Source organism: Streptococcus infantis SPAR10, from assembly GCF_000279535.1.
GTDB lineage: Bacteria > Bacillota > Bacilli > Lactobacillales > Streptococcaceae > Streptococcus > Streptococcus infantis_I.
In genome coordinates this window covers 241,502-262,645 of record NZ_ALCH01000001.1, presented here as the reverse complement: position 1 = coordinate 262,645, position 21,144 = coordinate 241,502, and the positions used below count along the sequence as shown (strand labels likewise).

Annotated in this window: 25 protein-coding genes and 1 tRNA gene; 13 read left to right on the top strand and 13 right to left on the bottom strand. The window is 40.3% G+C overall.

Annotated elements, in window-relative coordinates; genetic code table 11:
• Positions 1-6 precede the first annotated feature (6 nt).
• Positions 7-702, bottom strand: coding sequence for an LrgB family protein (locus SPAR10_RS03375; protein WP_004250776.1), 696 nt, complete (start codon positions 700-702; stop codon positions 7-9).
• On the bottom strand, positions 699-1,073 hold the full coding sequence (locus tag SPAR10_RS03370; RefSeq protein WP_004250774.1) for a CidA/LrgA family protein: 375 nt from the start codon (positions 1,071-1,073) through the stop codon (positions 699-701). Before SPAR10_RS03370 ends, SPAR10_RS03375 begins: the two co-directional genes overlap by 4 nt.
• Positions 1,074-1,253: 180 nt before the next feature.
• Here SPAR10_RS03370 and SPAR10_RS03365 point away from each other — a divergent pair, with 180 nt between their 5' ends.
• The 7 genes from SPAR10_RS03365 to queF all read left to right on the top strand — a co-directional run bounded on the left by SPAR10_RS03365 (position 1,254) and on the right by queF (position 4,798).
• Positions 1,254-1,634 (top strand): MarR family winged helix-turn-helix transcriptional regulator, encoded by a 381-nt coding sequence (locus tag SPAR10_RS03365; protein WP_004250773.1) that lies wholly within the window; start codon positions 1,254-1,256, stop codon positions 1,632-1,634.
• Between the two features lie 96 nt (positions 1,635-1,730).
• On the top strand, positions 1,731-1,952 hold the full coding sequence (locus tag SPAR10_RS03360) for a DUF4649 family protein (RefSeq protein WP_004250771.1): 222 nt from the start codon (positions 1,731-1,733) through the stop codon (positions 1,950-1,952).
• Positions 1,953-1,966: 14 nt separating this feature from the next.
• Positions 1,967-2,281 (top strand): thioredoxin, encoded by a 315-nt coding sequence (gene trxA, locus SPAR10_RS03355; RefSeq protein WP_001029581.1) that lies wholly within the window; start codon positions 1,967-1,969, stop codon positions 2,279-2,281.
• Positions 2,282-2,482: 201 nt separating this feature from the next.
• Positions 2,483-3,136: a 7-cyano-7-deazaguanine synthase QueC gene (gene queC / locus SPAR10_RS03350; RefSeq protein ID WP_004250769.1), complete on the top strand. Its 654-nt coding sequence runs from the start codon at positions 2,483-2,485 to the stop codon at positions 3,134-3,136.
• A complete protein-coding gene (gene queD, locus SPAR10_RS03345; RefSeq protein WP_000464566.1) occupies positions 3,136-3,579 on the top strand; it encodes a 6-carboxytetrahydropterin synthase QueD in 444 nt (147 codons plus the stop codon). The genes queC and queD overlap by 1 nt, the downstream gene beginning before the upstream one ends.
• A complete protein-coding gene (gene queE / locus SPAR10_RS11170) occupies positions 3,572-4,288 on the top strand; it encodes a 7-carboxy-7-deazaguanine synthase QueE (protein WP_004250767.1) in 717 nt (238 codons plus the stop codon). Before queD ends, queE begins: the two co-directional genes overlap by 8 nt.
• Before the next feature lie 18 nt (positions 4,289-4,306).
• Complete coding sequence (queF, locus tag SPAR10_RS11165; RefSeq protein WP_004250766.1) at positions 4,307-4,798, top strand: preQ(1) synthase; 492 nt, start codon at positions 4,307-4,309, stop codon at positions 4,796-4,798.
• Between the two features lie 299 nt (positions 4,799-5,097).
• Here the strand turns inward: queF and SPAR10_RS03325 are convergent, their stop codons facing one another.
• A complete protein-coding gene (locus tag SPAR10_RS03325; RefSeq protein WP_004250764.1) occupies positions 5,098-5,766 on the bottom strand; it encodes an MIP/aquaporin family protein in 669 nt (222 codons plus the stop codon).
• A gap of 334 nt (positions 5,767-6,100) precedes the next feature.
• Between SPAR10_RS03325 and SPAR10_RS03320 the strand changes: the two genes are divergently transcribed.
• Positions 6,101-6,865: a (S)-acetoin forming diacetyl reductase gene (locus tag SPAR10_RS03320; RefSeq protein ID WP_004250763.1), complete on the top strand. Its 765-nt coding sequence runs from the start codon at positions 6,101-6,103 to the stop codon at positions 6,863-6,865.
• 311 nt (positions 6,866-7,176) lie between these two features.
• Here SPAR10_RS03320 and SPAR10_RS03315 read toward each other — a convergent pair whose 3' ends face one another.
• The 4 genes from SPAR10_RS03315 to SPAR10_RS03300 form a co-directional block, all read right to left on the bottom strand.
• Positions 7,177-7,920 (bottom strand): 16S rRNA (uracil(1498)-N(3))-methyltransferase, encoded by a 744-nt coding sequence (locus tag SPAR10_RS03315; protein ID WP_004250762.1) that lies wholly within the window; start codon positions 7,918-7,920, stop codon positions 7,177-7,179.
• A 1-nt stretch (position 7,921) separates the two neighbouring features.
• Positions 7,922-8,872, bottom strand: coding sequence for a 50S ribosomal protein L11 methyltransferase (gene prmA / locus SPAR10_RS03310; protein WP_004250761.1), 951 nt, complete (start codon positions 8,870-8,872; stop codon positions 7,922-7,924).
• A 137-nt stretch (positions 8,873-9,009) separates the two neighbouring features.
• On the bottom strand, positions 9,010-9,438 hold the full coding sequence (locus SPAR10_RS03305; RefSeq protein ID WP_004250760.1) for an NUDIX hydrolase: 429 nt from the start codon (positions 9,436-9,438) through the stop codon (positions 9,010-9,012).
• Between the two features lie 9 nt (positions 9,439-9,447).
• Positions 9,448-9,918 (bottom strand): DUF3013 family protein, encoded by a 471-nt coding sequence (locus tag SPAR10_RS03300; protein WP_004250758.1) that lies wholly within the window; start codon positions 9,916-9,918, stop codon positions 9,448-9,450.
• A 115-nt stretch (positions 9,919-10,033) separates the two neighbouring features.
• Between SPAR10_RS03300 and SPAR10_RS03295 the strand changes: the two genes are divergently transcribed.
• The 4 genes from SPAR10_RS03295 (at position 10,034) to SPAR10_RS03280 (ending at position 12,887) form a co-directional block, all read left to right on the top strand.
• Positions 10,034-11,305: a replication-associated recombination protein A gene (locus tag SPAR10_RS03295; RefSeq protein ID WP_004250757.1), complete on the top strand. Its 1,272-nt coding sequence runs from the start codon at positions 10,034-10,036 to the stop codon at positions 11,303-11,305.
• Positions 11,306-11,567: 262 nt separating this feature from the next.
• Positions 11,568-11,640, top strand: a tRNA-Lys gene (locus SPAR10_RS03290).
• Positions 11,641-11,735: 95 nt separating this feature from the next.
• The gene (locus SPAR10_RS03285) at positions 11,736-12,149 is read left to right on the top strand and encodes a helix-turn-helix domain-containing protein (RefSeq protein WP_232672988.1); all 414 of its coding nucleotides are present in this window, start codon (positions 11,736-11,738) and stop codon (positions 12,147-12,149) included.
• Between the two features lie 222 nt (positions 12,150-12,371).
• Positions 12,372-12,887 (top strand): HdeD family acid-resistance protein, encoded by a 516-nt coding sequence (locus tag SPAR10_RS03280; protein WP_004250753.1) that lies wholly within the window; start codon positions 12,372-12,374, stop codon positions 12,885-12,887.
• Between the two features lie 701 nt (positions 12,888-13,588).
• On the opposite strand, the gene SPAR10_RS03275 is transcribed toward SPAR10_RS03280, so the two are convergent.
• From SPAR10_RS03275 to SPAR10_RS03260, 4 genes are all read right to left on the bottom strand, one after another.
• A complete protein-coding gene (locus SPAR10_RS03275; RefSeq protein ID WP_004250751.1) occupies positions 13,589-13,933 on the bottom strand; it encodes a lipopolysaccharide assembly protein LapA domain-containing protein in 345 nt (114 codons plus the stop codon).
• Between the two features lie 746 nt (positions 13,934-14,679).
• A complete protein-coding gene (locus SPAR10_RS03270) occupies positions 14,680-15,768 on the bottom strand; it encodes an AI-2E family transporter (protein WP_004250750.1) in 1,089 nt (362 codons plus the stop codon).
• Positions 15,769-15,777: 9 nt separating this feature from the next.
• A complete protein-coding gene (locus tag SPAR10_RS03265; protein ID WP_004250748.1) occupies positions 15,778-17,067 on the bottom strand; it encodes a hypothetical protein in 1,290 nt (429 codons plus the stop codon).
• Positions 17,068-17,712: 645 nt separating this feature from the next.
• Positions 17,713-18,372 (bottom strand): hypothetical protein, encoded by a 660-nt coding sequence (locus SPAR10_RS03260; RefSeq protein ID WP_004250746.1) that lies wholly within the window; start codon positions 18,370-18,372, stop codon positions 17,713-17,715.
• A 238-nt stretch (positions 18,373-18,610) separates the two neighbouring features.
• Here SPAR10_RS03260 and SPAR10_RS03255 point away from each other — a divergent pair, with 238 nt between their 5' ends.
• Positions 18,611-19,144, top strand: a complete 534-nt coding sequence (locus SPAR10_RS03255; protein WP_004250745.1) for a hypothetical protein — start codon at positions 18,611-18,613, stop codon at positions 19,142-19,144.
• A gap of 183 nt (positions 19,145-19,327) precedes the next feature.
• On the opposite strand, the gene SPAR10_RS03250 is transcribed toward SPAR10_RS03255, so the two are convergent.
• Both SPAR10_RS03250 and queA read right to left on the bottom strand, forming a co-directional pair.
• Positions 19,328-19,876: a DUF6287 domain-containing protein gene (locus SPAR10_RS03250; RefSeq protein ID WP_004250743.1), complete on the bottom strand. Its 549-nt coding sequence runs from the start codon at positions 19,874-19,876 to the stop codon at positions 19,328-19,330.
• A 219-nt stretch (positions 19,877-20,095) separates the two neighbouring features.
• Positions 20,096-21,133 (bottom strand): tRNA preQ1(34) S-adenosylmethionine ribosyltransferase-isomerase QueA, encoded by a 1,038-nt coding sequence (queA, locus tag SPAR10_RS03245; RefSeq protein WP_004250740.1) that lies wholly within the window; start codon positions 21,131-21,133, stop codon positions 20,096-20,098.
• Between the last annotated feature and the right edge of the window lie 11 nt (positions 21,134-21,144).

The window sequence follows — 21,144 nt, the reverse complement described above, 5'->3', positions numbered from 1 at the left end:
TATTTTTTAACTCAATATCAAACCTGCTACGATGGGACTTACAAATACATAGAGAATACCGGTGACACCGATGGCTAGTCCTCCCATAGCACCTGCAACTGGTCCATAGCGAAAAGCTGTTCCAGTCCCAACTGCGTGACCAGTTCCTCCAAGAGCAAGACCAGCAGCTACTGGATCGTCAATTTTTAGCCATTTTAAAAGTGTTGGTCCAATAACGCTAGTCAAAATACCAGTTGCTACCACAACTACCAAGGTGATCGTCGCTATTCCTTGTAGCTTATCCGTAATTCCAACTGCCATGGCCGTCGTTACAGACTTTGGGAAAAGCGAAATTGCCAAGAAGAAATCCATACCGAAAAATTTTGCAACTAAAGCTGTAAAAACTGTATTTACAACAACAGCAAGGAAACTACTGAGTAGAATACTTCTAACATGGTGTTTCATGAGGTGAAAACTCTTATAAAGAGGAATTCCTAGAGCCACTGTTGAGGGAACAATCAAGTTATTGAGGTAGACCCCACCTTGATAATAGGCAACATAAGAAATACCAGTCAGTTTTAGAAAAACAATGATAAATAAAGTTGCTAGCAGCAAGGGAGTGGTCAGAGGATGAGGGTACCGTCTAAAGATAATCATGCCTCCAAGATAAGCCAAAATGGACAAGGCTATCCCAAAAAGTGGATTGGATACAAATTCGCTCATTTGGCACCTCTTTCTTCGTAATCTCCTTCATAACGCTTTTTGATAAACTGAACTACAAGCGCAATCAAGATAATATTGATAACTGCTGCAAAAAAGACAATCAAGACAATGGGCAATAAATAGGGAGCAATCACATCAAATTTCTCCATAATCCCAACTGCAGGAGGTAGAAAGAGGATAGTCATATTCGCTAGGAGAAAATTCCCAACCATGTTGACATGACGTACCCGCAACCACTTGAACTGCAAGGCTAAAAATAAAATAATCAAACCGATAATGCTTCCAGGAATAGGCAAATGGAAAAAGCTAGAGATTCCCTCACCAATCAGTGAAATGACAAAGAGAATCATTAACTGAACATATAATTTCATCGTTTACTCCACAAATAGACTTTCTGCATACCAGTTTACTCTTTTTTCAGAAAATTTCAAGGAAATACACAAGAAACATCCTTCTTGCTATCTATTCCAAAAAGTTGTATACTAATTGCGTGCGCAAGCATCTCAGATAGGCAGATCTGTTTATAACTACCATATAGAAAGGAGATTGATATGACTTACTTAGAAAAATGGTTTGACTTCAACCGCCGACAAGTAGAGCTAGAAGCTCTTTTAGAGCAAACGATTGCTGAGCAGAGTGACCAAAGCCTAACGCTCAAAGAATTCTATCTCTTGCACTTTTTAAATCAGGCTCAAGAAAAATCTTTGAGACAGATTGACCTGCCGGACAAACTCCATCTGAGTCCAAGCGCAGTATCACGAATGGTGGCACGCCTAGAAGCCAAAAACTGCGGTTTACTTAGTCGGAGATGTTGTGACCAGGATAAGCGAGCTAGTTTTATCTGCCTCACTAAGGAGGGTCAGACAACTCTTGCCTATCTACAAAAAGCTGTAGAAGAGAGCCTTGAAACAAAAGCAAGTTGGCTTTCCTAAAATTTTTACAAAAAAACTTGCGTGCGCAAGCAATTTTCTTGACATTCCTTTTTCCAAGGAGTAAAATGAAGATATGATTTAGCAAAGGAGAATCTTATGATTGAAATCACTTATCTTGATGCCAGCAAGCAAGAGAGAACCATGACCTTCGAGTCATACGAAGAATTTGAACGTTCTCAACATGCCTGCCTGATTGGTGTCGCAGACTACTACCCTGTCCAAAAAGTAACCTACAAGGGACATGATTTGGACTACCATGGGACTTATGGAGATGTTTTCTTCTATCTCATGAAACAAGATTTAAGCCAATATAATTAAAAAGGAGAAATACTATGGCAAAAGCAATTACAGATGCAACATTCGAACAAGAAACTAAAGACGGATTGGTCTTGGTAGACTTCTGGGCTACTTGGTGTGGTCCATGTCGTATGCAAGGTCCAATCTTGGACAAATTGTCTGAAGAACTTTCAGAAGATGTCTTGAAGATCGTTAAAATGGATGTTGATGAAAATCCAAACACAGCTCGTGCATTTGGTATCATGTCTATCCCTACTCTTCTCTTCAAGAAAGATGGACAAGTTGTTAAACAAGTGGCTGGTGTTCACACCGCAGAACAAATCAAAGCCATCGTTGCTGAATTAAGCTAATCAAAGGAGAGACCAAGTGCATTCATTTGGTCTCTTTTTTCTTGCCCTTTGCCATTTTTCAAAAAATATGCTAGACTGTAACTAGAATATTACGATGTTTGGGACATGCCATCGCTAAAAAAACCTCTACTTGGTATTTTTTAGCTCCCTCTAGGGGGCTTTTTGCGTGCTCTGAACATTTCCCATTTTGGAAGGAGTACTATGAAACGTCAATCAGCCTTGGTCGTCTTTAGTGGCGGTCAAGATTCAACAACCTGCCTTTTCTGGGCCAAGCAACACTATGAAAGGGTCGAAGCCGTTACCTTTGCCTACGGTCAACGCCACCATTTAGAAATTCAAGTGGCCAAAGAAATCGCTGAGGAACAAGGAATTCGTCATCATATCCTAGATATGTCTCTGCTAGGACAAATTACTGAAAATGCCTTGACTTCAGATTTAGAAATTGAGCAAAAAGAAGGAGAGGTTCCTAATACCTTCGTTGACGGTCGCAATCATCTCTTTCTGTCCTTTGCGGCAGTTCTTGCCAAGCAGCGTGGAATTACGGATATCGTGACAGGAGTGTGCGAAACAGACTTTTCAGGTTATCCTGACTGTCGGGATGTCTTTGTCAAATCACTCAATGTCACGCTCAACCTCGCTATGGATTACGACTTTGTGATCCAAACGCCTCTCATGTGGCTAGACAAGGCTGAAACTTGGGAATTAGCTGACCAACTTGGTGCCTTTGACTACGTTCGTGAGAAGACCTTGACCTGCTACAATGGGATTATCGGTACTGGTTGTGGAGATTGTCCTGCCTGCCATCTACGCCAACATGGTTTAGAGGTTTATCTCTCTCAGAAAGGAGAGGCCTGATGTTTTTTGCCCCAAAAGAAATCAAACAAGAAACTGGGGAATCTCTTGTCTACAATCCTCACAGAACCTTAGTCTCAAAAGAATTTACCTTCGATGCTGCCCACCACCTCTTTCACTATGAAGGAAAGTGCAAATCCCTACACGGTCACACCTATCATCTGCAAATCGCTGTTAGTGGATTTTTAGATGATAGAGGTATGACCTACGATTTCGGAGACATCAAAGCTATCTACAAGGACTACTTAGAGCCCCACTTGGATCATCGCTATCTCAATGAAACCCTGCCCTACATGAATACAACTGCTGAAAATATGGTTTACTGGATTTTCCAAACCATGAGCCAAGAGTTGCCAGACGAGCGCGGTCTCCGTTTGGAATATGTTCGTCTCTATGAAACTCCGACTGCCTTTGCAGAGTTTAGACGGGAGTGGTTAGATGACTAAGGAACGTGTCCTCAAACTACCAGTTCTAGAAATTTTTGGGCCTACCTTTCAAGGTGAAGGTCGTGCTATTGGCCAGAAAACCATGTTTGTCCGCACTGCTGGTTGCGACTACCACTGCGACTGGTGCGATTCCGCCTTTACTTGGGACGGTTCTGAAAAACCAACTCGTATGACAGCTGATGAAGTAATCGCTGAGTTAGACAAACTAGGAAGCTACGACTATGTCACCCTATCTGGGGGGAATCCTGCTATCCTAGCAGCCAATATGGCTCAACTTGTCACCAAGCTCAAGGAACGTGGGGTCACTCTGGCTGTTGAGACCCAGGGATCCCGCTGGCAACATTGGTTAAAAGATATCGACCAAGTCACTCTGAGTCCTAAGCCTCCTTCCTCCAAGATGGAAGTCAACTTTGAGACCTTGGACTTTATCGTTTCCCAACTAGACCCAGACAAAGTAACCTTTAAAATCCCTGTCTTTGATGATGCAGATCTAGCCTTTGCCAAAGGTATTCAAGAACGCTACCAACCAGATGTCCTCTTCTTATCGGCGGGAAATCCTGAGCCCAAGGCTACAGGCAATATTGTCCAAGACCAACTGGACCGCCTCAAAGAACTCTGGGAACGTGTCGCTGCTGACGATAGCTGGGGCAATGTCCGCGTCCTTCCTCAACTCCATACCCTCCTCTACGACAACCAACGTGGTGTTTAAGATTAGAAAGAAAAAATCATGTCACAACAAGAAGAAATGAAAAACCTCAGCCTCCTCGGCAACAAAGAAACCAACTACATTTTCGAATATCAACCAGATGTCCTCGAATCCTTTGACAATCGTCATGTGGAAAATGACTATTTCATCAAGTTCAACTGTCCTGAATTTACCTCACTTTGTCCCATCACTGCTCAACCAGACTTTGCAACTATTTATATTTCCTACATTCCTGACAAGCTCTGTGTCGAGTCAAAATCCCTCAAACTCTACCTCTTTAGCTACCGAAACCATGGAGATTTCCATGAAAACTGTATCAACACTATCGGGAAAGACTTGGTCAACTTGCTAGACCCTCGCTATTTAGAAGTCTGGGGAAAATTTACACCTCGCGGTGGTATTTCAATCGACCCCTACTACAACTACGGTAGACCTGGAACCAAGTATGAAGGATTGGCAGAACAACGCCTCTTCCAACATGACCTCTATCCAGAGAAAATTGACAACCGTTAAACTCATACTCAATGAAAATCAAAGAGCAAACTAGGAAGCTAGCCGCAGGTTGCTCAAAGCACTGCTTTGAGGTTATAGATAAGACTGACGAAGTCAGCTCAAAACACTGTTTTGAGGTTGTGGATAGAACTGACGAAGTCAGCTCAAAACACTGTTTTGAGGTTGTGGATAGAACTGACGAAGTCAGTAACCATACATACGGCAAGGCGAAGCTGACGTGGTTTGAAGAGATTTTCGAAGAGTATCATACGAAAAAGCCCTGTTCCTCAAGATGAGGAGCAAGGCTTTTTGAATTTCAATTATTCTTCTGTTCCAAGAAAGTTTTTCGCAACAAGAGCTGCAAGAACACCACCAACGATTGGTGCAAGGATGAAAATCCAAACTTGTTGAAGAGCTGCGCCACCTACCAAGACAGCTGGAGCCAAGCTACGAGCTGGGTTTACTGAAAGTCCAGTAATGTTCAAGCCAGCTAGAATCAAAGCTGTCAATGACAAACCGATGACCAAACCAGCAATTGCGCCATTACCTTTACTTGCTGAAGTTACAGTCATGATGACCAAAACAAATAAGAATGTTGCGATTGTTTCAAACAAGAAACCACCAAAGACAGTTACACCATTTGCCAAGGCATTTTCACCAAGGCTTGCAGTTGACATACCTGAATTTGCCAAGAGGAAGAAGACAGATCCAGATGCAAGGAAAGCACCAACTACTTGTCCAAGGATGTAGTTTACAAGTTCTGAAGATGACAAACGTTTGTTAACAAACATAGCGATAGAAACAGCTGGGTTCAAGTGAGCACCTGAAACAGTTCCGATTGAGAAGGCTGCGACTACGATTGCTAAACCAAAAGCAAGAGCAATTCCAAGGTGTCCAAGTCCTTCAACACCATTTCCAAAAACAACAGCTCCTGTTCCGATGAACACAAGCATAAAAGTACCGATCAATTCAGCAACAAATTTTTTCATATTAAGTCTCCTTTTTTCAAACTATGTATTAGTCTATCAGAAGAAGGAAAGGGTTTCAAGAAAAGTGCTTGGAAAATATCGTGCGCTTTCCCCTTTACGCGATAGTTTTATTTTTCTAACTCTAAATCTCACACAGGAAAGTTTTCGATTATTTTGATCTTGAAAAATATTCATTTTTCCAAAAACCAGTCTTTGTTTGACACTAATTTCACAAAGGTATATACTAAAAAGTGATAGGGATTCTTTTAGAAACCTATCACGACTCACTTATAACCCTTTTGCTGTTCTTTTATGAACGTTTGAGTGGTATCACGGATACCAAAGGAGGAATCATATGTCTAAAGTAGCTATTGTTACAGGTGCAGGTCAAGGAATCGGTTTTGCAATCGCAAAACGCTTGGTCCAAGATGGTTTTAAGGTTGGAGTATTAGACTACAATGCTGAAACAGCTGAAAAAGCAGTTGCTGAGTTGTCAGCAGAGAATGCTTTAGCTGTTGTAGCAGATGTGTCTAAACAAGCGGAGGTTGCTGCAGCTTTCCAAAAAGTTGTAGACCATTTCGGAGACTTGAACGTTGTGGTAAACAACGCTGGTGTCGCTCCGACTACACCTCTAGATACGATTACAGAAGAACAGTTCAATCGTACCTTTGCTATTAACGTTGGTGGGGTAATCTGGGGAGCACAAGCTGCTCAAGCTCAGTTCAAAGCACTTGGTCATGGTGGTAAAATCATCAACGCTACTTCTCAAGCAGGTGTTGTCGGAAATCCAAACTTGACTGTTTATGGTGGTACAAAATTCGCTGTTCGTGGTATTACTCAAACATTGGCACGTGACTTAGCTGATTCAGGTATCACTGTTAATGCGTATGCTCCAGGTATCGTTAAAACACCAATGATGTATGATATCGCTCACGAAGTTGGGAAAAATGCAGGAAAAGACGACGAATGGGGTATGCAAACATTCGCAAAAGATATTACATTGAAACGCCTATCTGAGCCAGAAGATGTCGCTGCAGCGGTTAGCTTCCTTGCTGGACCAGATTCAAACTACATTACAGGTCAAACCATTATCGTCGATGGTGGTATGCAATTCCATTAAGATAAAAAAAGAGGTTGGATAATAATCCAACCTCTTTTATCATCTCTATGACTCCAATTTCCAGAGTCATTTTTTTGTTAGTTAAACTAATCTTTCATCAAGACTAGGAATACTCTCCTGCTCTAAATAGTGTGATTTGCCCTGTTTTAATAGAACACAAGATTAGGAACAGTTTGGATATCCATTTTTTCTGCGAAATCATCAAAAAATCAAAGTTTCCATTGCCGCCATGGATACGTTTATTGACTCTTTCGCGCGCCATTTCAAGAGCATAAAAAATCACCTTTTCTAGGTGATTTTTTCATAGTCTCTTATTTTTCCAATTCAAGCAAAACACTAATGGCAGATAAGGCATAAAGTGGTGCTGTTTCTGCTCGTAGGATGCGAGGCCCAAGTCCTGCTAGGACTGCTCCTTTGGCTTCAAAAGATTCAATTTCTGCAGGGGATAAACCACCTTCTGGACCAAAGATAAAGAGCAGTTTAGCTCCCTTTTCTAACCCAGCAACAGCTTGGATAAGCGCAGCTGATTCTCCTTCTTTGGCTGACTCTTCATAAGCAACCACGACACGATCAAACTGATCAAGTTGTGCTAAGAAGTCTGATTTTCTCTCAAACAGCTCTATGCTTGGAACAAAGTTCCGCTTGCTTTGCTCAGCTGCACCGAGAGCGATTTTTTCTAGTTTCTCGGCCTTTTTCCCCAATTTTTTGCTGTCCCACTTGGCAACGGACCAGTCTGCAGGGAAGGCCCAGATCTGACTAGCTCCGAGTTCTGTTACTTTCTGAGTGATGAACTCCAGCTTGTCTCCTTTGGGAAAGCCCGATGCGATGGTCACTTGAACTGGTAGTTCTACATTGTCTGCTAATTCCTCAATCAGCTCCAACTGACGGGCTTCTACATTGACCACGCGCGCCAAACGCTTGATGCCATCATCAAAGACTAAGGTCACCTCATCATCTTCTGTCAGGCGCATGACCTGAAACATATGCTTGCTGGTTTCCTTGTCCTCGATAGTGACAGGAGAGATTGCACTGCCTTTTACAAAATATTGCTGCATGCTAGCCTCCAATCACACCTGAAATATCCTTGGTTTTCTTGAAGACACAGGCATTCCATTCTCCTTGAATCATGTGAGTTTCAAGGAAAAATCCAGCTGACTCAGCTGACTCACGCACCATGTCCCACTTGTCCTTGATAATCCCGCTCATGATGAGATAGCCTTCGTCCTTGACCAAGCGATAAGCATCCTCTGTCAGATGAATAAGGATATCCGCCAAAATGTTGGCCACGATGACGTCAGCTTCAATCTCCACGCCTTTAAGCAAATCACCTGGGGCTACATGGATATTTTCCATGCCAGGATTGAGTTCAATATTTTCCTGAGCGACACGAACCGCTACATCGTCCAAGTCATAGGCGAAGATTTCTTTGGCACCCAGAAGCGAGCTAGCAATAGAAAGGACGCCTGAACCTGTCCCTACATCCAGGACTGTTTCTCCACCGCGAAGAACCTGCTCCAAGGCAAAGAGACTCATCTTGGTCGTCGGATGCGTTCCTGTCCCAAAGGCCATCCCTGGATCTAGCTTGATAATCTTTTCTCCAGCTGTCGCCTCATAGTCTGTCCAAGACGGAACGATAGTCAAATCATGGGTGATACGAGCTGGTTCATAGTATTTCTTCCAATTATCTGCCCAGTCTTCCTCAGCCAAGGCAGTCGTGCCAATCTTAACCTCACCCAGATCCATAAAGTCGGTCAATTCTGCAAGACGAGTTTGCAAGTCCGCTTCCACCGCTGCTACATCAACTGTGTCAGGGTAGTAGGCAGTCACCACGATTTCTTCTTGCTGCTCGACCTCAGGGAAAATCTCACCGAAACGGTCGACATTTCCCACATAGTCCATGCTGTCTTCGATCGCTACCCCTTGGGCGCCTAACTCGATCAAGAGATTGGAAACTAATTCCTCCCCCTCACGCTTAACCGTTACTTTTAACTCTTGCCATGTTTCCATAATTAAGATACCAAGCCCATAAAACACAAAGCCAAAATAGGAAACTCTCTTAAGACACTTATGTTTAAGAGAAGTTTATCTTTTTGGCACAGTGTTTAGGGCGGGTTCAGTTTAGAAATTTAACCGAACCGTCCTTTCTAATCACTTACTTTTAAATAATCTTTTAATCTCTCTTGCAACTGAGGTACAACCTTATCTGAGCCAAGAAATTCATCAATGCTCATCAATTTATAGCCCTGGCCTTCATCTCCAAAGACGATACTGTCAAATTGTTCTTGACTTAACTGACTAACCATAAAGACCGACTGCTTCCTCTCAAAAAGCATACTTGGGTAGACCTTACTCCCAAGCAGGTTATCTTCAGTTAGATGAATCCCTAACTCTTCAAAAACTTCACGCGCTACGCACTCAAAAGGAGTTTCGTCCCCTTCACGACCTCCACCTGGCAACTCCCACATATTGGGCCAAGGAATGCTGGGCTTGTCATCACGCAGAATAGTTAGGACACTATCTCCACAAAGTAAGGCAATCTTGCAGCCTGTGAAATCAGAAATCTCTAGCTCCATGCTAGACTCCTAATATCTCGGATAAGGATAAAATTCTCCTTCTTCCAATCCAACTTTTCCTTCTTCAAAGACTTCTTGGTTCCATTCCATGACGAATTCTTCTGCTTCTGGGTCTTCCAAAAAGTCCATGAGGGCATCTAGTCCAACCTCTGCAGTATCTTTAAGAAATAGCGCAAAATAAGCTAAAAACTCACGAGAAAAACCTTTCTTCGGCAAATAAGGGATAACTGCCAGATAGTCTTCTGCATTAACTGTTGACTTGGCAGGGTTGTAAAAAAGTACCGCTTCTTCAAAAAGGATATCATCTGACGAAACCTCTCCGTCTTCATCTAACATCTCCACCCCTGCAGAATTTTGCGCCTCAAGCAGAAAACTCACTTCAACCGCATGATTACGCTTGTCCCAACTAATCTCATAATCAAAAGGAAAGTTCTTGTCCAACTCTTCTTGTAAAACATCTAAAAATCCATATGTTGCCATTTTGTCCTCTTTCTATACGACTCTTCAATCGCCCCGAATACTCGGAAATATGCTAAAATAGATACTACCATATTACCACATTCGTATCAGAAAATCCATGTTAGAAAGGGCTGCTATGCCAGACAATCTCGCGCTTCGTATGCGCCCCAAAACCATCGACCAGGTCATCGGTCAGGAGCATCTAGTTGGACCAGGCAAGATTATCCGCCGTATGGTGGAAGCCAATCGCCTATCCTCTATGATACTCTACGGACCTCCAGGCATCGGAAAAACCAGTATCGCTTCAGCCATCGCTGGAACGACCAAGTATGCTTTTCGGACCTTCAATGCGACAGTTGATAGTAAAAAACGTCTCCAAGAAATCGCTGAGGAAGCTAAATTCTCAGGTGGCCTTGTACTGCTACTAGACGAGATTCATCGTCTTGACAAGACTAAACAAGACTTTCTCTTGCCTCTCCTAGAAAGTGGACTGGTCATCATGATCGGGGCGACAACTGAAAATCCTTTCTTTTCTGTCACTCCAGCCATCCGCAGTCGTGTTCAGATTTTTGAGTTGGAACCCTTGTCTAACCAAGATGTTAAAGAGGCCGTTCAAATAGCCCTGACTGACCCTGAAAGAGGTTTTGATTTCCCTGTTGAGTTAGATGATGATGCCCTTGATTTTATCGCAACATCTACCAATGGAGATCTCCGTTCTGCCTTCAATTCGCTTGATTTGGCAGTTCTCTCCACCCCAGAAAATGATGACGGTGTCCGTCACATCACACTCGACATTATGGAAAATAGTCTTCAGAGAAGCTACATCACTATGGACAAGGATGGAGACGGACACTATGATGTTCTCTCTGCCCTGCAAAAATCCATCCGTGGATCCGATGTCGATGCTAGTCTCCACTATGCTGCTCGCTTGATAGAGGCCGGTGACCTTCCTAGCCTAGCTCGTCGTTTGACTGTTATTGCTTATGAAGATATCGGTTTGGCCAATCCCGAAGCCCAGATTCATACCGTGACTGCTCTGGATGCAGCACAGAGGATCGGTTTCCCCGAAGCCCGCATCCTCATTGCCAATGTTGTGATTGATTTGGCCCTTTCTCCAAAATCCAACTCAGCCTATGTAGCTATGGACAAGGCTCTGTCTGACCTTAAAACCTCAGGTCATCTACCAATCCCACGTCACCTGCGAGATGGCCACTATAGTGGTAGCAAGGAATTAGGCAATGCCCAAAACTACCTCTATCCACATAACTACCCAGGTCACTGGGTCAAACAAGAGTACTTGCCAGAAAAAATTCGCAACCATAGCTACTTCTCACCAGAAGATAGTGGAAAATACGAACGTGCCCTGGCTCAACGCAAGGAAACCATTGATAAATTACGAAACTTATGAAATCCTTTTCAAAATTTTTAATTTTCCCTTGATTTTTTTTGAAAAAGTGGTATCATATAATCATAGAAACGCTGTGGTGTACGACTTCACATTTAAGTGTTGACCGACTATTTTTTGTATTATTAGGGAAACAAAAGTCTTCTAACAGCATGTAGGCCGTCTCACACGGAAACAGCTTCAGTTAGAGCGAGTTGCCCACCTGCTTAATTGCGCGGGTTCAATACAAACCGTGAAGTTTCGGCACCAATACAGCTTTTTATTTGCCTCCTTAGCTCAGTTGGTAGAGCAGTAGACTCTTAATCTATGGGTCGCAGGTTCGAGCCCTGCAGGGGGCATCTAAATCAACAGGAAAAAGCCTTGATTTATAAGGCTTTTTTGCTTGTCTATAACTGATTTGCCCCATCATTTGCCCCACATTTTTTTATGAGCAATCTTTCCAGACATCTCTGATTACGAAAAACAAAAAAGCTATCCTACCTTTGCAAATTTGGATAAGATAGCGGAATATTTTAATGCAACTCCAACCCAACTCTTTGGAACGAGTAAAGAGATTGAGTTAGAAAAGAGTGTTCTTGAATCTAATGAATACTCTGATAAAGTAAGTGAGATTTTAAAAGCTGTCAAATATATCGAAGATTTTCTAGAAACTGATGGACAGTACTTAGAGGATTTACTTTACTTAACAAGAGGCAACCAACTATACACAGAAGATGGAGATGAGTTGTATATTGATCCAACTTCTCAGAAAAGAACACTTCATAACCAATATGAACCTGGTTTTATTGAAGCAAGGGATAAATCTCCACTAGAGCTCTTAATTGAAAATAAGGAGCTATTAGATTAAATAAAAAAAGCGAGGATATCCTCGCTTCAGATTGAAGTTAAAATCTTTAGAAGACACTTTTATAAGGACTTTGTCTTAAATCTGTGAAAAGGAGTGAAAACTCCTTTTCTTTTTGTAAGTCAGACTGAAACTTCCAAATTGTTTATTTATTTTATTGACATTTTCTATAAAAATAAGTATAATAGTTTTATTAGAAAACTATACTATATAGGGGGTATTGAAATGAAATTTTCTAATCGTTTACTGCTATTCCTTGCAGGAGTTGTTTTTGTCCTTTTAGGACTTTTCCTATTTACAAACCCAGTAGCTAATCTTGTTGCTTACAGCTGGTGGATTTCATTTGGTTTACTGGTTTCTTCTATAGCAGCTATTTTAGGCTATTTCTCTGCACCAAAAGAGCTTCGCTCACCTGTTTATCTTTTCCAAGGATTTGTTAGTCTTCTCTTAGCTCTTTACCTCGTTGCTTATGGCTTTGTGACCCTGCCGGTCGTCATTCCGACCATTGTAGGAATTTGGTTAATTGTAGAAGCCATTATTGCTTTCTTTAAAGGCAATCGTCTAAGATTGATTTTCCCTATTATTGGTAGCAATATCACGTGGGTAGCCTTGCTTGAATTTTTACTAGGTCTAGTGATTCTGTTCAATCCAGCGGCTACAGGTGTCTTTGTCGTTTATGTCATTGCCTTTTCAGTTTTAGTTACTGGCTTCACCTACATTATTGAGGCCTTTCGTAAATAGTCTAGTTGCTATTTCTATCGCATTCAAAAAAGCTGGGAAATCATATTCTCAGCTTTTTTGTCTCTTTAATTATCACTTTTTCGCATTCCATTCTGCGTAGAAATTTGTTTTTCCATTTTATTCTCCAATTTGATCTCGCACTGACATTTATTTATAACAAAACTATATATCTAGAATAGCATAATCATTAGGTATTATAGGTTTTCAAACAAAATACGAGTCATTCGTTTTTGCCCCACTTTTGCCCCATTTTTAAATCCTGACATTGAAAATACCTAAAAGTATTTCCCTAAAATCAGCTATATTTCAACATTTTTGTTTATTTTCAATATGAAAAGTTCTTACAAATTCATGTCGTTATCCTGAGAATAGTTAGAATAAATTAAAATAAGGTCTTTATCTAACACGAAAGCCACATATGTTTATTTTTCATTAACTTGTGTAATGAAAAATAACTGAAAATCTTTTGCATCTTTCTGAGTCGGAAAGTCAATTATAATATTGTCCAACGCAGTACCAAACCACCTATTTGCCGACCTTTTTCTATTGCTTTTACAGATAGGAGTATTCTTCCCTTAGCCAGCCAACGGTTTATCGACTTCATCCTTGCTAATAAACACCTGCTCTGTTAAGACGGGACACTCTTATCCCAAAAAAGTTCCAAAGTCTCACCTGACTCTGGAACTTTTTGATTTCTACACTTATTGTTTGGCTTCCTGTTTTAATTGTTGCACCTGTTCCTCGTACTGGACAAGCTCCTTGTCTTTTATATTGATAGTCGCTTCTGCTTCAGCAATGCGGCTTCTCAGATCTTGAGTCTTGCTATGGTGATAGCTAATACCAATAACACTACCAGCAATGATTCCGATTACTAGACAAGTAAAAATCACCAAAATCAAGGAAGCAGATAGTTGTGTAAAGACAAGACTGACAGTTACTGTTTGACGATTGAGCAGACCAAAGCAGATCACAATGACTAATAAGATCAAACCGCCAATTAGATAAGCCTTATCTTTCAGTGACAATTCATTAAATTTTTTTAGCATAAGTTCCTTTCCTCCTGACTATGTTGATAGAAAACTACACAACATTTAGACATTAACCGAAGCCATTCTACCAGAAAAATTCGATACTGTCAATAATTATTTGATTAACACTCCGTAACTCTACTTGAGTATTTACACATAATTATTGACAGTATCCCGATTTGAACTCGCACTGACATTTATTTATAACAACACTATATATCTAGTATGGCATAATCATTAGGTATTATAGGTTTTCAAACCAAATGTGAGTCATTCGTTTTTGCCCCACTTTTGCCCCATTTTTAAATCCTGACATTGAAAACACCTAAAAGTATTTCCCTAAAATCAGCTATATTTCAACACTTTTGTTTATTTTCAATATGAAAAGTTCTTACAAATTCATGCAGGGGGCATCTAAACAACAGGAAAAAGCCTTGATTTCAAGGCTTTTTTGATGTCAAATAACTTTTTGTAGCAAATCATTATAAAGGTTTTCCAACCTTATCAAACTTATCATTTATTCTCAATCAATTGCTAGCAATATTTGATAAGACCAACTGTTTTTTACAGTACAGAGCTAGTCTATAATTAACTAAACTATACTAATTTGTGCCCATATTACATGGCCAATCCGCATAGAGATTAAAATGGGCTATTATGAATTCATAAATTTTCGCAACAGAACAAGAGCAAGTCATTTAGAAATAAAAGAGAAGAGAATCTTTCACTCTCTTCTTAGTATATCTTATTAAATTCAGTCTTTCTCAATCTACCTGATTTTCCTTTGCAACGACAAATTCTTTAACCAATCGATAGATAACAGCAAATATGGGTGTAAAGAATATCATCCCAAGTAAGCCAAAGAGATTGCCTCCAATACTAGCAGCCGCAAGCGTGAAAAGGGCTGGCAAACCAATAGACTGACCTACAACTCTAGGATAAATAAGGTTTCCTTCAATCAGCTGTATAACTTGATATAGAAGAAGAGAAAGTAAGGCTTGAGTAGGACTCACTGTGAAGATAAAAATCGCTCCCACAACACAAGCAATCATAGGCCCTACATAAGGAATGAACGATAGCACTCCTGCAAAGATACCTGTCATTACTCCATAGGGTATCCCAAACACGCTGTAACCAACCGCTATCATAACTCCTATGATAACTGCTTCAATCAGCTGACTCATCAAAAATTGGTCATAAGTCTCTAGTGCTACTTGTCCAATGTAAGTCAACTTTATCACCACCTTCTCTGGAAGAAAAACTTTTAGAAGTCGACTCGTCATCGCTGCCAAATGTTCCTTACTGGATAAAAATAAAAAGGTGAAGACTATAATCAAAAAGGCATTCATCAAACTTGAAAAAATATTGCCGATATTACTAGTCAGACCTGATAAAAAACCTATCAAAGCTTGGCTAATAGAGCTAGACTGTCCCTGAATTCCTGATACGATAGTTGACAACATGTCTTTGGTTACAAATTCCGAGCTGCCTAGCAATTTCCCAAGTTGAGTAAGGACTGTTGAAAGGACTGTTCCCAGCTGACTAATAGTCTGGGCTAGGGTTGGCAGCACCAAAACCAAAAGAGCAATCACGATTAAGATAAGAGCTAGGAAAACAAGTACCATGGCAATCGGACGACGCAACTCTGCCTTTACCTTCAATTTAACTAAGTACTGTTCAATTTTTTTCATGGGAACATTGAGCACAAAAGCAATAACAGCACCATAAATCAAGGTTGATATTACATCAAAGAGAGAGATTGCTCCTGATATAAAGCTCGATGCATTCAGAATTACAAGAGCAACCAGCCCTATAAAAAGTATTAACGGGGTGTATTTTTTTACTAAGTTCATAAATTCTCCTTAATAAACATGTTTAGATACGACTATACTATTTGGTTTTTCAAACTCTCGATTAAGGTAGGCTTGGTAAGTTCCTGGAGCGATAAATCCTTTGGGTGAGAGGATATCGGTGCCAGCCTGACCGACTATGGTATCAGCCAAGAGCACACAGTTTGTAGATAAGACAAAGTAGGATTTAAACTTAGATTTGATAAATTTATAAAGTTCCCCATCCGTCTCATGTCTGATTTTATAAGCGTAGGTGTAGTCTTCCTTACCATCTTCCGTTTTAATTTTATCTGCGCTTGGCTCCCAAGGAATCGTTAGTTGTTTTAATTCAGCTAATTTTTCCTGAACCGCTTCTTCCATTTCCGGTGTCAAATCTATTCCGTAACCAAATAGCGTTTTTTGACTCTCCCGTTTACATAAGTCAATGTACTTATCACGGTCGCAAAAATATAAAACACCATCTCCAACCATACCAAATAAGGTCTCAGATGACGGATCATAGTTTCCATAAGAAATCACACGTCCTTGATAACAAAGGTCCACATGACCAATAGCTGAAAATAGAGAAGTCTCCGCTGTATGAACGAAAATTTCAAGATCTGCTGTCTTACCAAACTTCACCATTCCAAGATAGATTTCCTCTTCCTCATCAGCATTTTCCTGCATGAATTTATTGATTTTTGCTAAAGTACTTGCAGGGATGAGAGCGGCTAGGGCAATAGGTAAGCTCATTCTGACACGACGTTTGAGATGGTTTTTCCCAATTTCCTCCTCAAACAAGAAACCATCACGGATATTGGACACACCATAAAGGAAAAAATAAGCCCCTAATACAAAGAGTTGAAAGACAGAATTTCCTGTAGAGGACAAAAGACTAGTCCCACCAAGAAAAACTAGTACGAGACCATCTAGTAAGAAACGAAAACGAGGTCGAATTTTGTTTTTGCGGTAGAGAACATAGGTGACAAGGTTGATACTAGCATGAAAAATCTGAGAAATTCCAATCACAAGAGCCAAAATATAAATTGGCACATCAGTAGCAAGATTCGAGCCTAGCAAATATCCCATCACTAACAATTTAACCAGTGCAACTCCCAAGGTGTCCGTTGACTGACTTTTTTTGAAAATACGTAATACTAAATCTAAGACCGTTGCTATCCAAGCTAAAAACAGAACCAGTCGAATAACCGTCACTGGCAACCAAGTTCCCGTGACCATCAAGATAAGACCTAGCAGAACAAACAAGAAACCCTGAACAAGTAATTTCTTACCTGTCAGACCTAAAGAAAGAATTTTTTCCATAAAAGACCTTTCAAAAATAATAATTAAGCCCTTTGATCAAATTGACTGGTAAATAGCTGACGGCACAAACAGCCTGTGCCAGCAAGACATGGCGACTGACTGTAGCAATGTCACCATCTTGTCTTTTGCACTTCTGAAATTTGTTTTATTGATTCGAAAACAGAGCTTATAAAAACTAGCTAAACTTGAGAGATAAGTACAATTGAGACGAAAAAATGTCTAACCAATACTACTTGTAAAGGTAAGAAAATATTATTTCTATTCTATTAATGATTTATATACTATCTATTATGACACAATACTCACTATAGTTCAACTTTTTACCTATTTAAAACCATAAAGCCTACATAACTCTTTGAAGAGAACAAAAATCTGAATGTAATAAGATAGTACCCATTACCCATATTATAATTAGATTATGAATTGAAGCTTTTTGGAACTAAAATTAGGAATAATTGAGAAAGTAGGGAGGGAAATTTTGCTTTTACCCCATTTTGAAATAATTTCATTTTAGATTTTTCTAAGTTTCTTTCAAAGAGCCTGCAGGGGGCATCTAAACAACAGGAAAAAGCCTTGATTTACAAGGCTTTTTTGTTTTTCTAAAAGATTTTCTCTAGATATTTAGCAGAATCCCAAGATAGTTTCTCAATGTTCCACTTCTTCCTTAAATCGTACTTTTCCTTGGCTGTATAATCTCATAATCTTCACAAAGCGAACTGGATTGTTTTGGTTATACAAAAGAAATACTGAAAAGAATAACAAGCCAGCAAACCACAAACCATAGCCTTCATCACCAATCGGTTGGCCAAATTTTAGAGGAAGAATCAAGAAATACAAAAAGTAATAGATAGACACTATATTTACTACAAAGCGGGCAAATCGATAAGGTAAAGCAGACAGTTGTCTAGGATCAAACTGGTTTTTTACAAACAAATTATGAGATGCTGCAAAGAAAAAGACTTTCTCTGTCGTTGGCTGGGCCTTTCGAACATTTTTATAAAGTGCTCGTTCAAGTATAGCAACCAACAAGGAAAACTGCATCAACCAAAATAGAAGAATACAGGCTAGACTGAACCAGTTATAGACACCAATAAACTTGAGGGAAAAGAAGCCCGAAATTGCAGGTCCACCTACTAGTAAGAGAATTACCAATTCAGGAATAAAAGAATTCGTTTCACCAGCTTTTTCAGTATTGAGCAACTTACTCTTTGGAGCAGCTAAAGCCTCTCCTGTCTTTTGGTCATAATAAACAGCCTGACCATTGCATTCGCCGATAAAGACACGACGGCGTCCGAGAAAAAACATATTGACCTCTTTCTATTTATGAAAACAAGTCTTCAAATTTTGGAATTTTATTATCCTAGTATACCATAAACCAACTTGCTAGGTCATAAGATAGCTAAGAGCCACATCTTGCTAAAAGGTTGACAGAACTTCGCTCCATAGGATATGATGGGAATACCTAAAATTTTAACTCTGCATGATCTTTACGACTTCTACTGAAAAAGCGTTGGAGAGTTCAATTCTATATCTGGAGGTTTCTATGAAAATCTATTATTCAAAATTTGTCGGTGTCGGCTATCTAGTTTTTGCGGTAGGTATATTCTTTCAATTTTTCTTTTTTCTCGCGCATGGATTGATCGACTTTTCTCAGCTCAGTCTTCTCACTGTGGTACCAACCATCCTCTTTTTCACTGCTATCTATGCAACGATTGCAGGCATCAAAAGACTTTCTAGTCGCAGACTCTCCTTTGAATTCACCTTTGAAGGTATTTATGTCTATCCTGGGCTCTTCTTTTCCAAGGAAATTTTCATCCCAAAAGAAGAATTGTTGCGAGCATCTTATGTTGAAGTGGATGTCAGTGACCCTGACCATACCAACAGCAAAGCTTACTATTTAGATTTTGATCTGAGAGAGGTCACCCAGCTAGAAGATATTTCTAAGTCAAATGTTATCATCAATACAAGTGCCCTGATATTGCGACTCGCTCTTAGCCTCTGTCGATTTAGAGAGGAAGAAAAAGCCGAGTTGGCAACCTATCTAAAAGAAAACTACGGCATTGATTTCTTATACTAGCAAGTAAAAAAAGCCCTACATCAGGGCTTTTGTGTTGTTAGCGATTTAGTACTTGCGCTTCAAAGTGGGCAGGTTTATCGTCCAACTTAAACGTCGTGTAAATTTGAATGCTTAAAATTTTATGCTTCGAAAACTATTAAAAAAGTAAGAGCGTTTCTACACCCTTACTTCTTACTGGTATTCTTAATTACGGTAAAAATGACTATCTTTGTCGCTTGGTGATTGGCCGATTGCCAAGACGTCTTGGCTACCATCCGTACCAGTTAATTCATTTGCTACGCCTGCTGGGGTAAAGATAAGGCGTGCTCCTTCTCCACCACCAACAAGATGAATTCCTGTCAAATAGTAACCGTCCTTCTCCTCTACTTTGTCCATCTCATATTTAAAGGTGCCTTTTGAGCTTTGAATGGTCACGATTCCATCCGCTGTGACTGTAGCAGTTGTTCCAGCATAATTCTCCCAAGTTCCAAGGAATTTAGAATAATCTTTTTGATTTTCCGCCTTTGTCTCAGTTTGACTACCTGTAGCGCTTGAAGAACTTGTCTCAGACTTCTGCTCCTCTTTTTGACTAGCTTCTGTTTTACTTGATGACTCCTTAGTTACTTTAGAAGAAGCCTCTTTGCTTGAAGATGCTGTAGTTTTTTCAGTATTTCCTCCACAAGCAGCTAATGTTAAGACCGCCAGCAAAGCAAGAGCTGAAAGACTAGTGTAACGCAATGTTTTGTTTTTCATAAAAATCTCCTTTTGAAATGGTGACCCAGTTTAGTCTGAATCTAAAATGGCTAGTCCGAAATTACATATATTTTTGACGGCTAACCTGTAGTTTTCAGTGTATCATTTATTTCCATATAATTCAATAGCTATTTTGGTAACTTTGTGTAAGATCAAGCAAAAAACTGATCCAAGAATGAATCAGTCTCTCTTTATATCTTCTTTGATTTTTCAATAGCTTTAATAGATAAACATGGCATCGCCAAAGCTAAAGAAACGATATTTTTGGTCAATAGCATGCTGGTAGGCTTCGAGGACCAATTCACGTCCTGCAAAGGCTGAAACGAGCATGACCAGTGTTGACTTAGGCAAGTGGAAATTAGTAGAAAAAGCATCCACAACCTTCCAGTCATAACCTGGCTTGATAAAGATATTGGTCCAGCCAGAGTCTGCTTGAATTTGACCGTCAAACTTGCTTCCGATAGTTTCTAGCGTACGGATTGAGGTTGTCCCCACGGCAATCACGCGACCTCCATTTTCCTTGACCTGACGCAAGGTCGCTGCAGCTTCCTCAGACAATTGGTAAAACTCTGAGTGCATCTCGTGCTCATCTAGATTGTCGACTGAAACAGGTCTAAAGGTACCAAGACCAACATGCAAGGTCAAGTAGACAAGGTGAACACCTTTTTGCTGGATTTCTTCTAGTAACTCCTTGGTAAAATGCAAACCTGCAGTCGGAGCAGCCGCTGAACCACTCTCCTTGGCATAGACGGTCTGGTAACGTTCACGGTCATCCAACTTTTCGTGGATATAAGGAGGCAAAGGCATTTCTCCAAGGCTTTCAAGCACTTCAAGGAAAATCCCCTCATACTCAAAGCGAACAATACGACCTCCATGGGTTAATTCCTCGGTCACAACTGCGCTTAGACGACCATCACCAAAGATAACGCGGGTGCCGACCTTGAGACGTTTAGCTGGTTTAGCCAGTACTTCCCACTCATCTCCTGCTGTATTTTTCAAGAGCAAGAGTTCAACATGACCCCCTGTTTCTTCTTTTTGACCATGAAGTCGAGCTGGCAAAACGCGGGTATCATTCATAACCAGGGCATCACCTGGCTCTAGCATTTCGATAATAGAGTGAAAGTGGCGATCTTGAAATTCACCTGTTTTGCGATTGACCATCAAGAGTTTAGAGGCATCGCGCTTTTCCAAAGGAGTCTGAGCAATCAAATCCTCTGGCAAGTGAAAATCAAAATCATTTGTATTTAATGTCGTCATTCTTCTTTTCT

What these genes read in the sequence shown, in the direction of transcription:
- SPAR10_RS03375 (WP_004250776.1), bottom strand. Translation starts at nt 702, where the DNA reads ATGAGCGAATTTGTATCCAATCCACTTTTTGGGATAGCCTTGTCCATT.
- SPAR10_RS03370 (WP_004250774.1), bottom strand. Translation starts at nt 1,073, where the DNA reads ATGAAATTATATGTTCAGTTAATGATTCTCTTTGTCATTTCACTGATT.
- SPAR10_RS03365 (WP_004250773.1), top strand. Translation starts at nt 1,254, where the DNA reads ATGACTTACTTAGAAAAATGGTTTGACTTCAACCGCCGACAAGTAGAG.
- SPAR10_RS03360 (WP_004250771.1), top strand. Translation starts at nt 1,731, where the DNA reads ATGATTGAAATCACTTATCTTGATGCCAGCAAGCAAGAGAGAACCATG.
- trxA (WP_001029581.1), top strand. Translation starts at nt 1,967, where the DNA reads ATGGCAAAAGCAATTACAGATGCAACATTCGAACAAGAAACTAAAGAC.
- queC (WP_004250769.1), top strand. Translation starts at nt 2,483, where the DNA reads ATGAAACGTCAATCAGCCTTGGTCGTCTTTAGTGGCGGTCAAGATTCA.
- queD (WP_000464566.1), top strand. Translation starts at nt 3,136, where the DNA reads ATGTTTTTTGCCCCAAAAGAAATCAAACAAGAAACTGGGGAATCTCTT.
- queE (WP_004250767.1), top strand. Translation starts at nt 3,572, where the DNA reads ATGACTAAGGAACGTGTCCTCAAACTACCAGTTCTAGAAATTTTTGGG.
- queF (WP_004250766.1), top strand. Translation starts at nt 4,307, where the DNA reads ATGTCACAACAAGAAGAAATGAAAAACCTCAGCCTCCTCGGCAACAAA.
- SPAR10_RS03325 (WP_004250764.1), bottom strand. Translation starts at nt 5,766, where the DNA reads ATGAAAAAATTTGTTGCTGAATTGATCGGTACTTTTATGCTTGTGTTC.
- SPAR10_RS03320 (WP_004250763.1), top strand. Translation starts at nt 6,101, where the DNA reads ATGTCTAAAGTAGCTATTGTTACAGGTGCAGGTCAAGGAATCGGTTTT.
- SPAR10_RS03315 (WP_004250762.1), bottom strand. Translation starts at nt 7,920, where the DNA reads ATGCAGCAATATTTTGTAAAAGGCAGTGCAATCTCTCCTGTCACTATC.
- prmA (WP_004250761.1), bottom strand. Translation starts at nt 8,872, where the DNA reads ATGGAAACATGGCAAGAGTTAAAAGTAACGGTTAAGCGTGAGGGGGAG.
- SPAR10_RS03305 (WP_004250760.1), bottom strand. Translation starts at nt 9,438, where the DNA reads ATGGAGCTAGAGATTTCTGATTTCACAGGCTGCAAGATTGCCTTACTT.
- SPAR10_RS03300 (WP_004250758.1), bottom strand. Translation starts at nt 9,918, where the DNA reads ATGGCAACATATGGATTTTTAGATGTTTTACAAGAAGAGTTGGACAAG.
- SPAR10_RS03295 (WP_004250757.1), top strand. Translation starts at nt 10,034, where the DNA reads ATGCCAGACAATCTCGCGCTTCGTATGCGCCCCAAAACCATCGACCAG.
- SPAR10_RS03280 (WP_004250753.1), top strand. Translation starts at nt 12,372, where the DNA reads ATGAAATTTTCTAATCGTTTACTGCTATTCCTTGCAGGAGTTGTTTTT.
- SPAR10_RS03275 (WP_004250751.1), bottom strand. Translation starts at nt 13,933, where the DNA reads ATGCTAAAAAAATTTAATGAATTGTCACTGAAAGATAAGGCTTATCTA.
- SPAR10_RS03270 (WP_004250750.1), bottom strand. Translation starts at nt 15,768, where the DNA reads ATGAACTTAGTAAAAAAATACACCCCGTTAATACTTTTTATAGGGCTG.
- SPAR10_RS03265 (WP_004250748.1), bottom strand. Translation starts at nt 17,067, where the DNA reads ATGGAAAAAATTCTTTCTTTAGGTCTGACAGGTAAGAAATTACTTGTT.
- SPAR10_RS03260 (WP_004250746.1), bottom strand. Translation starts at nt 18,372, where the DNA reads ATGTTTTTTCTCGGACGCCGTCGTGTCTTTATCGGCGAATGCAATGGT.
- SPAR10_RS03255 (WP_004250745.1), top strand. Translation starts at nt 18,611, where the DNA reads ATGAAAATCTATTATTCAAAATTTGTCGGTGTCGGCTATCTAGTTTTT.
- SPAR10_RS03250 (WP_004250743.1), bottom strand. Translation starts at nt 19,876, where the DNA reads ATGAAAAACAAAACATTGCGTTACACTAGTCTTTCAGCTCTTGCTTTG.
- queA (WP_004250740.1), bottom strand. Translation starts at nt 21,133, where the DNA reads ATGACGACATTAAATACAAATGATTTTGATTTTCACTTGCCAGAGGAT.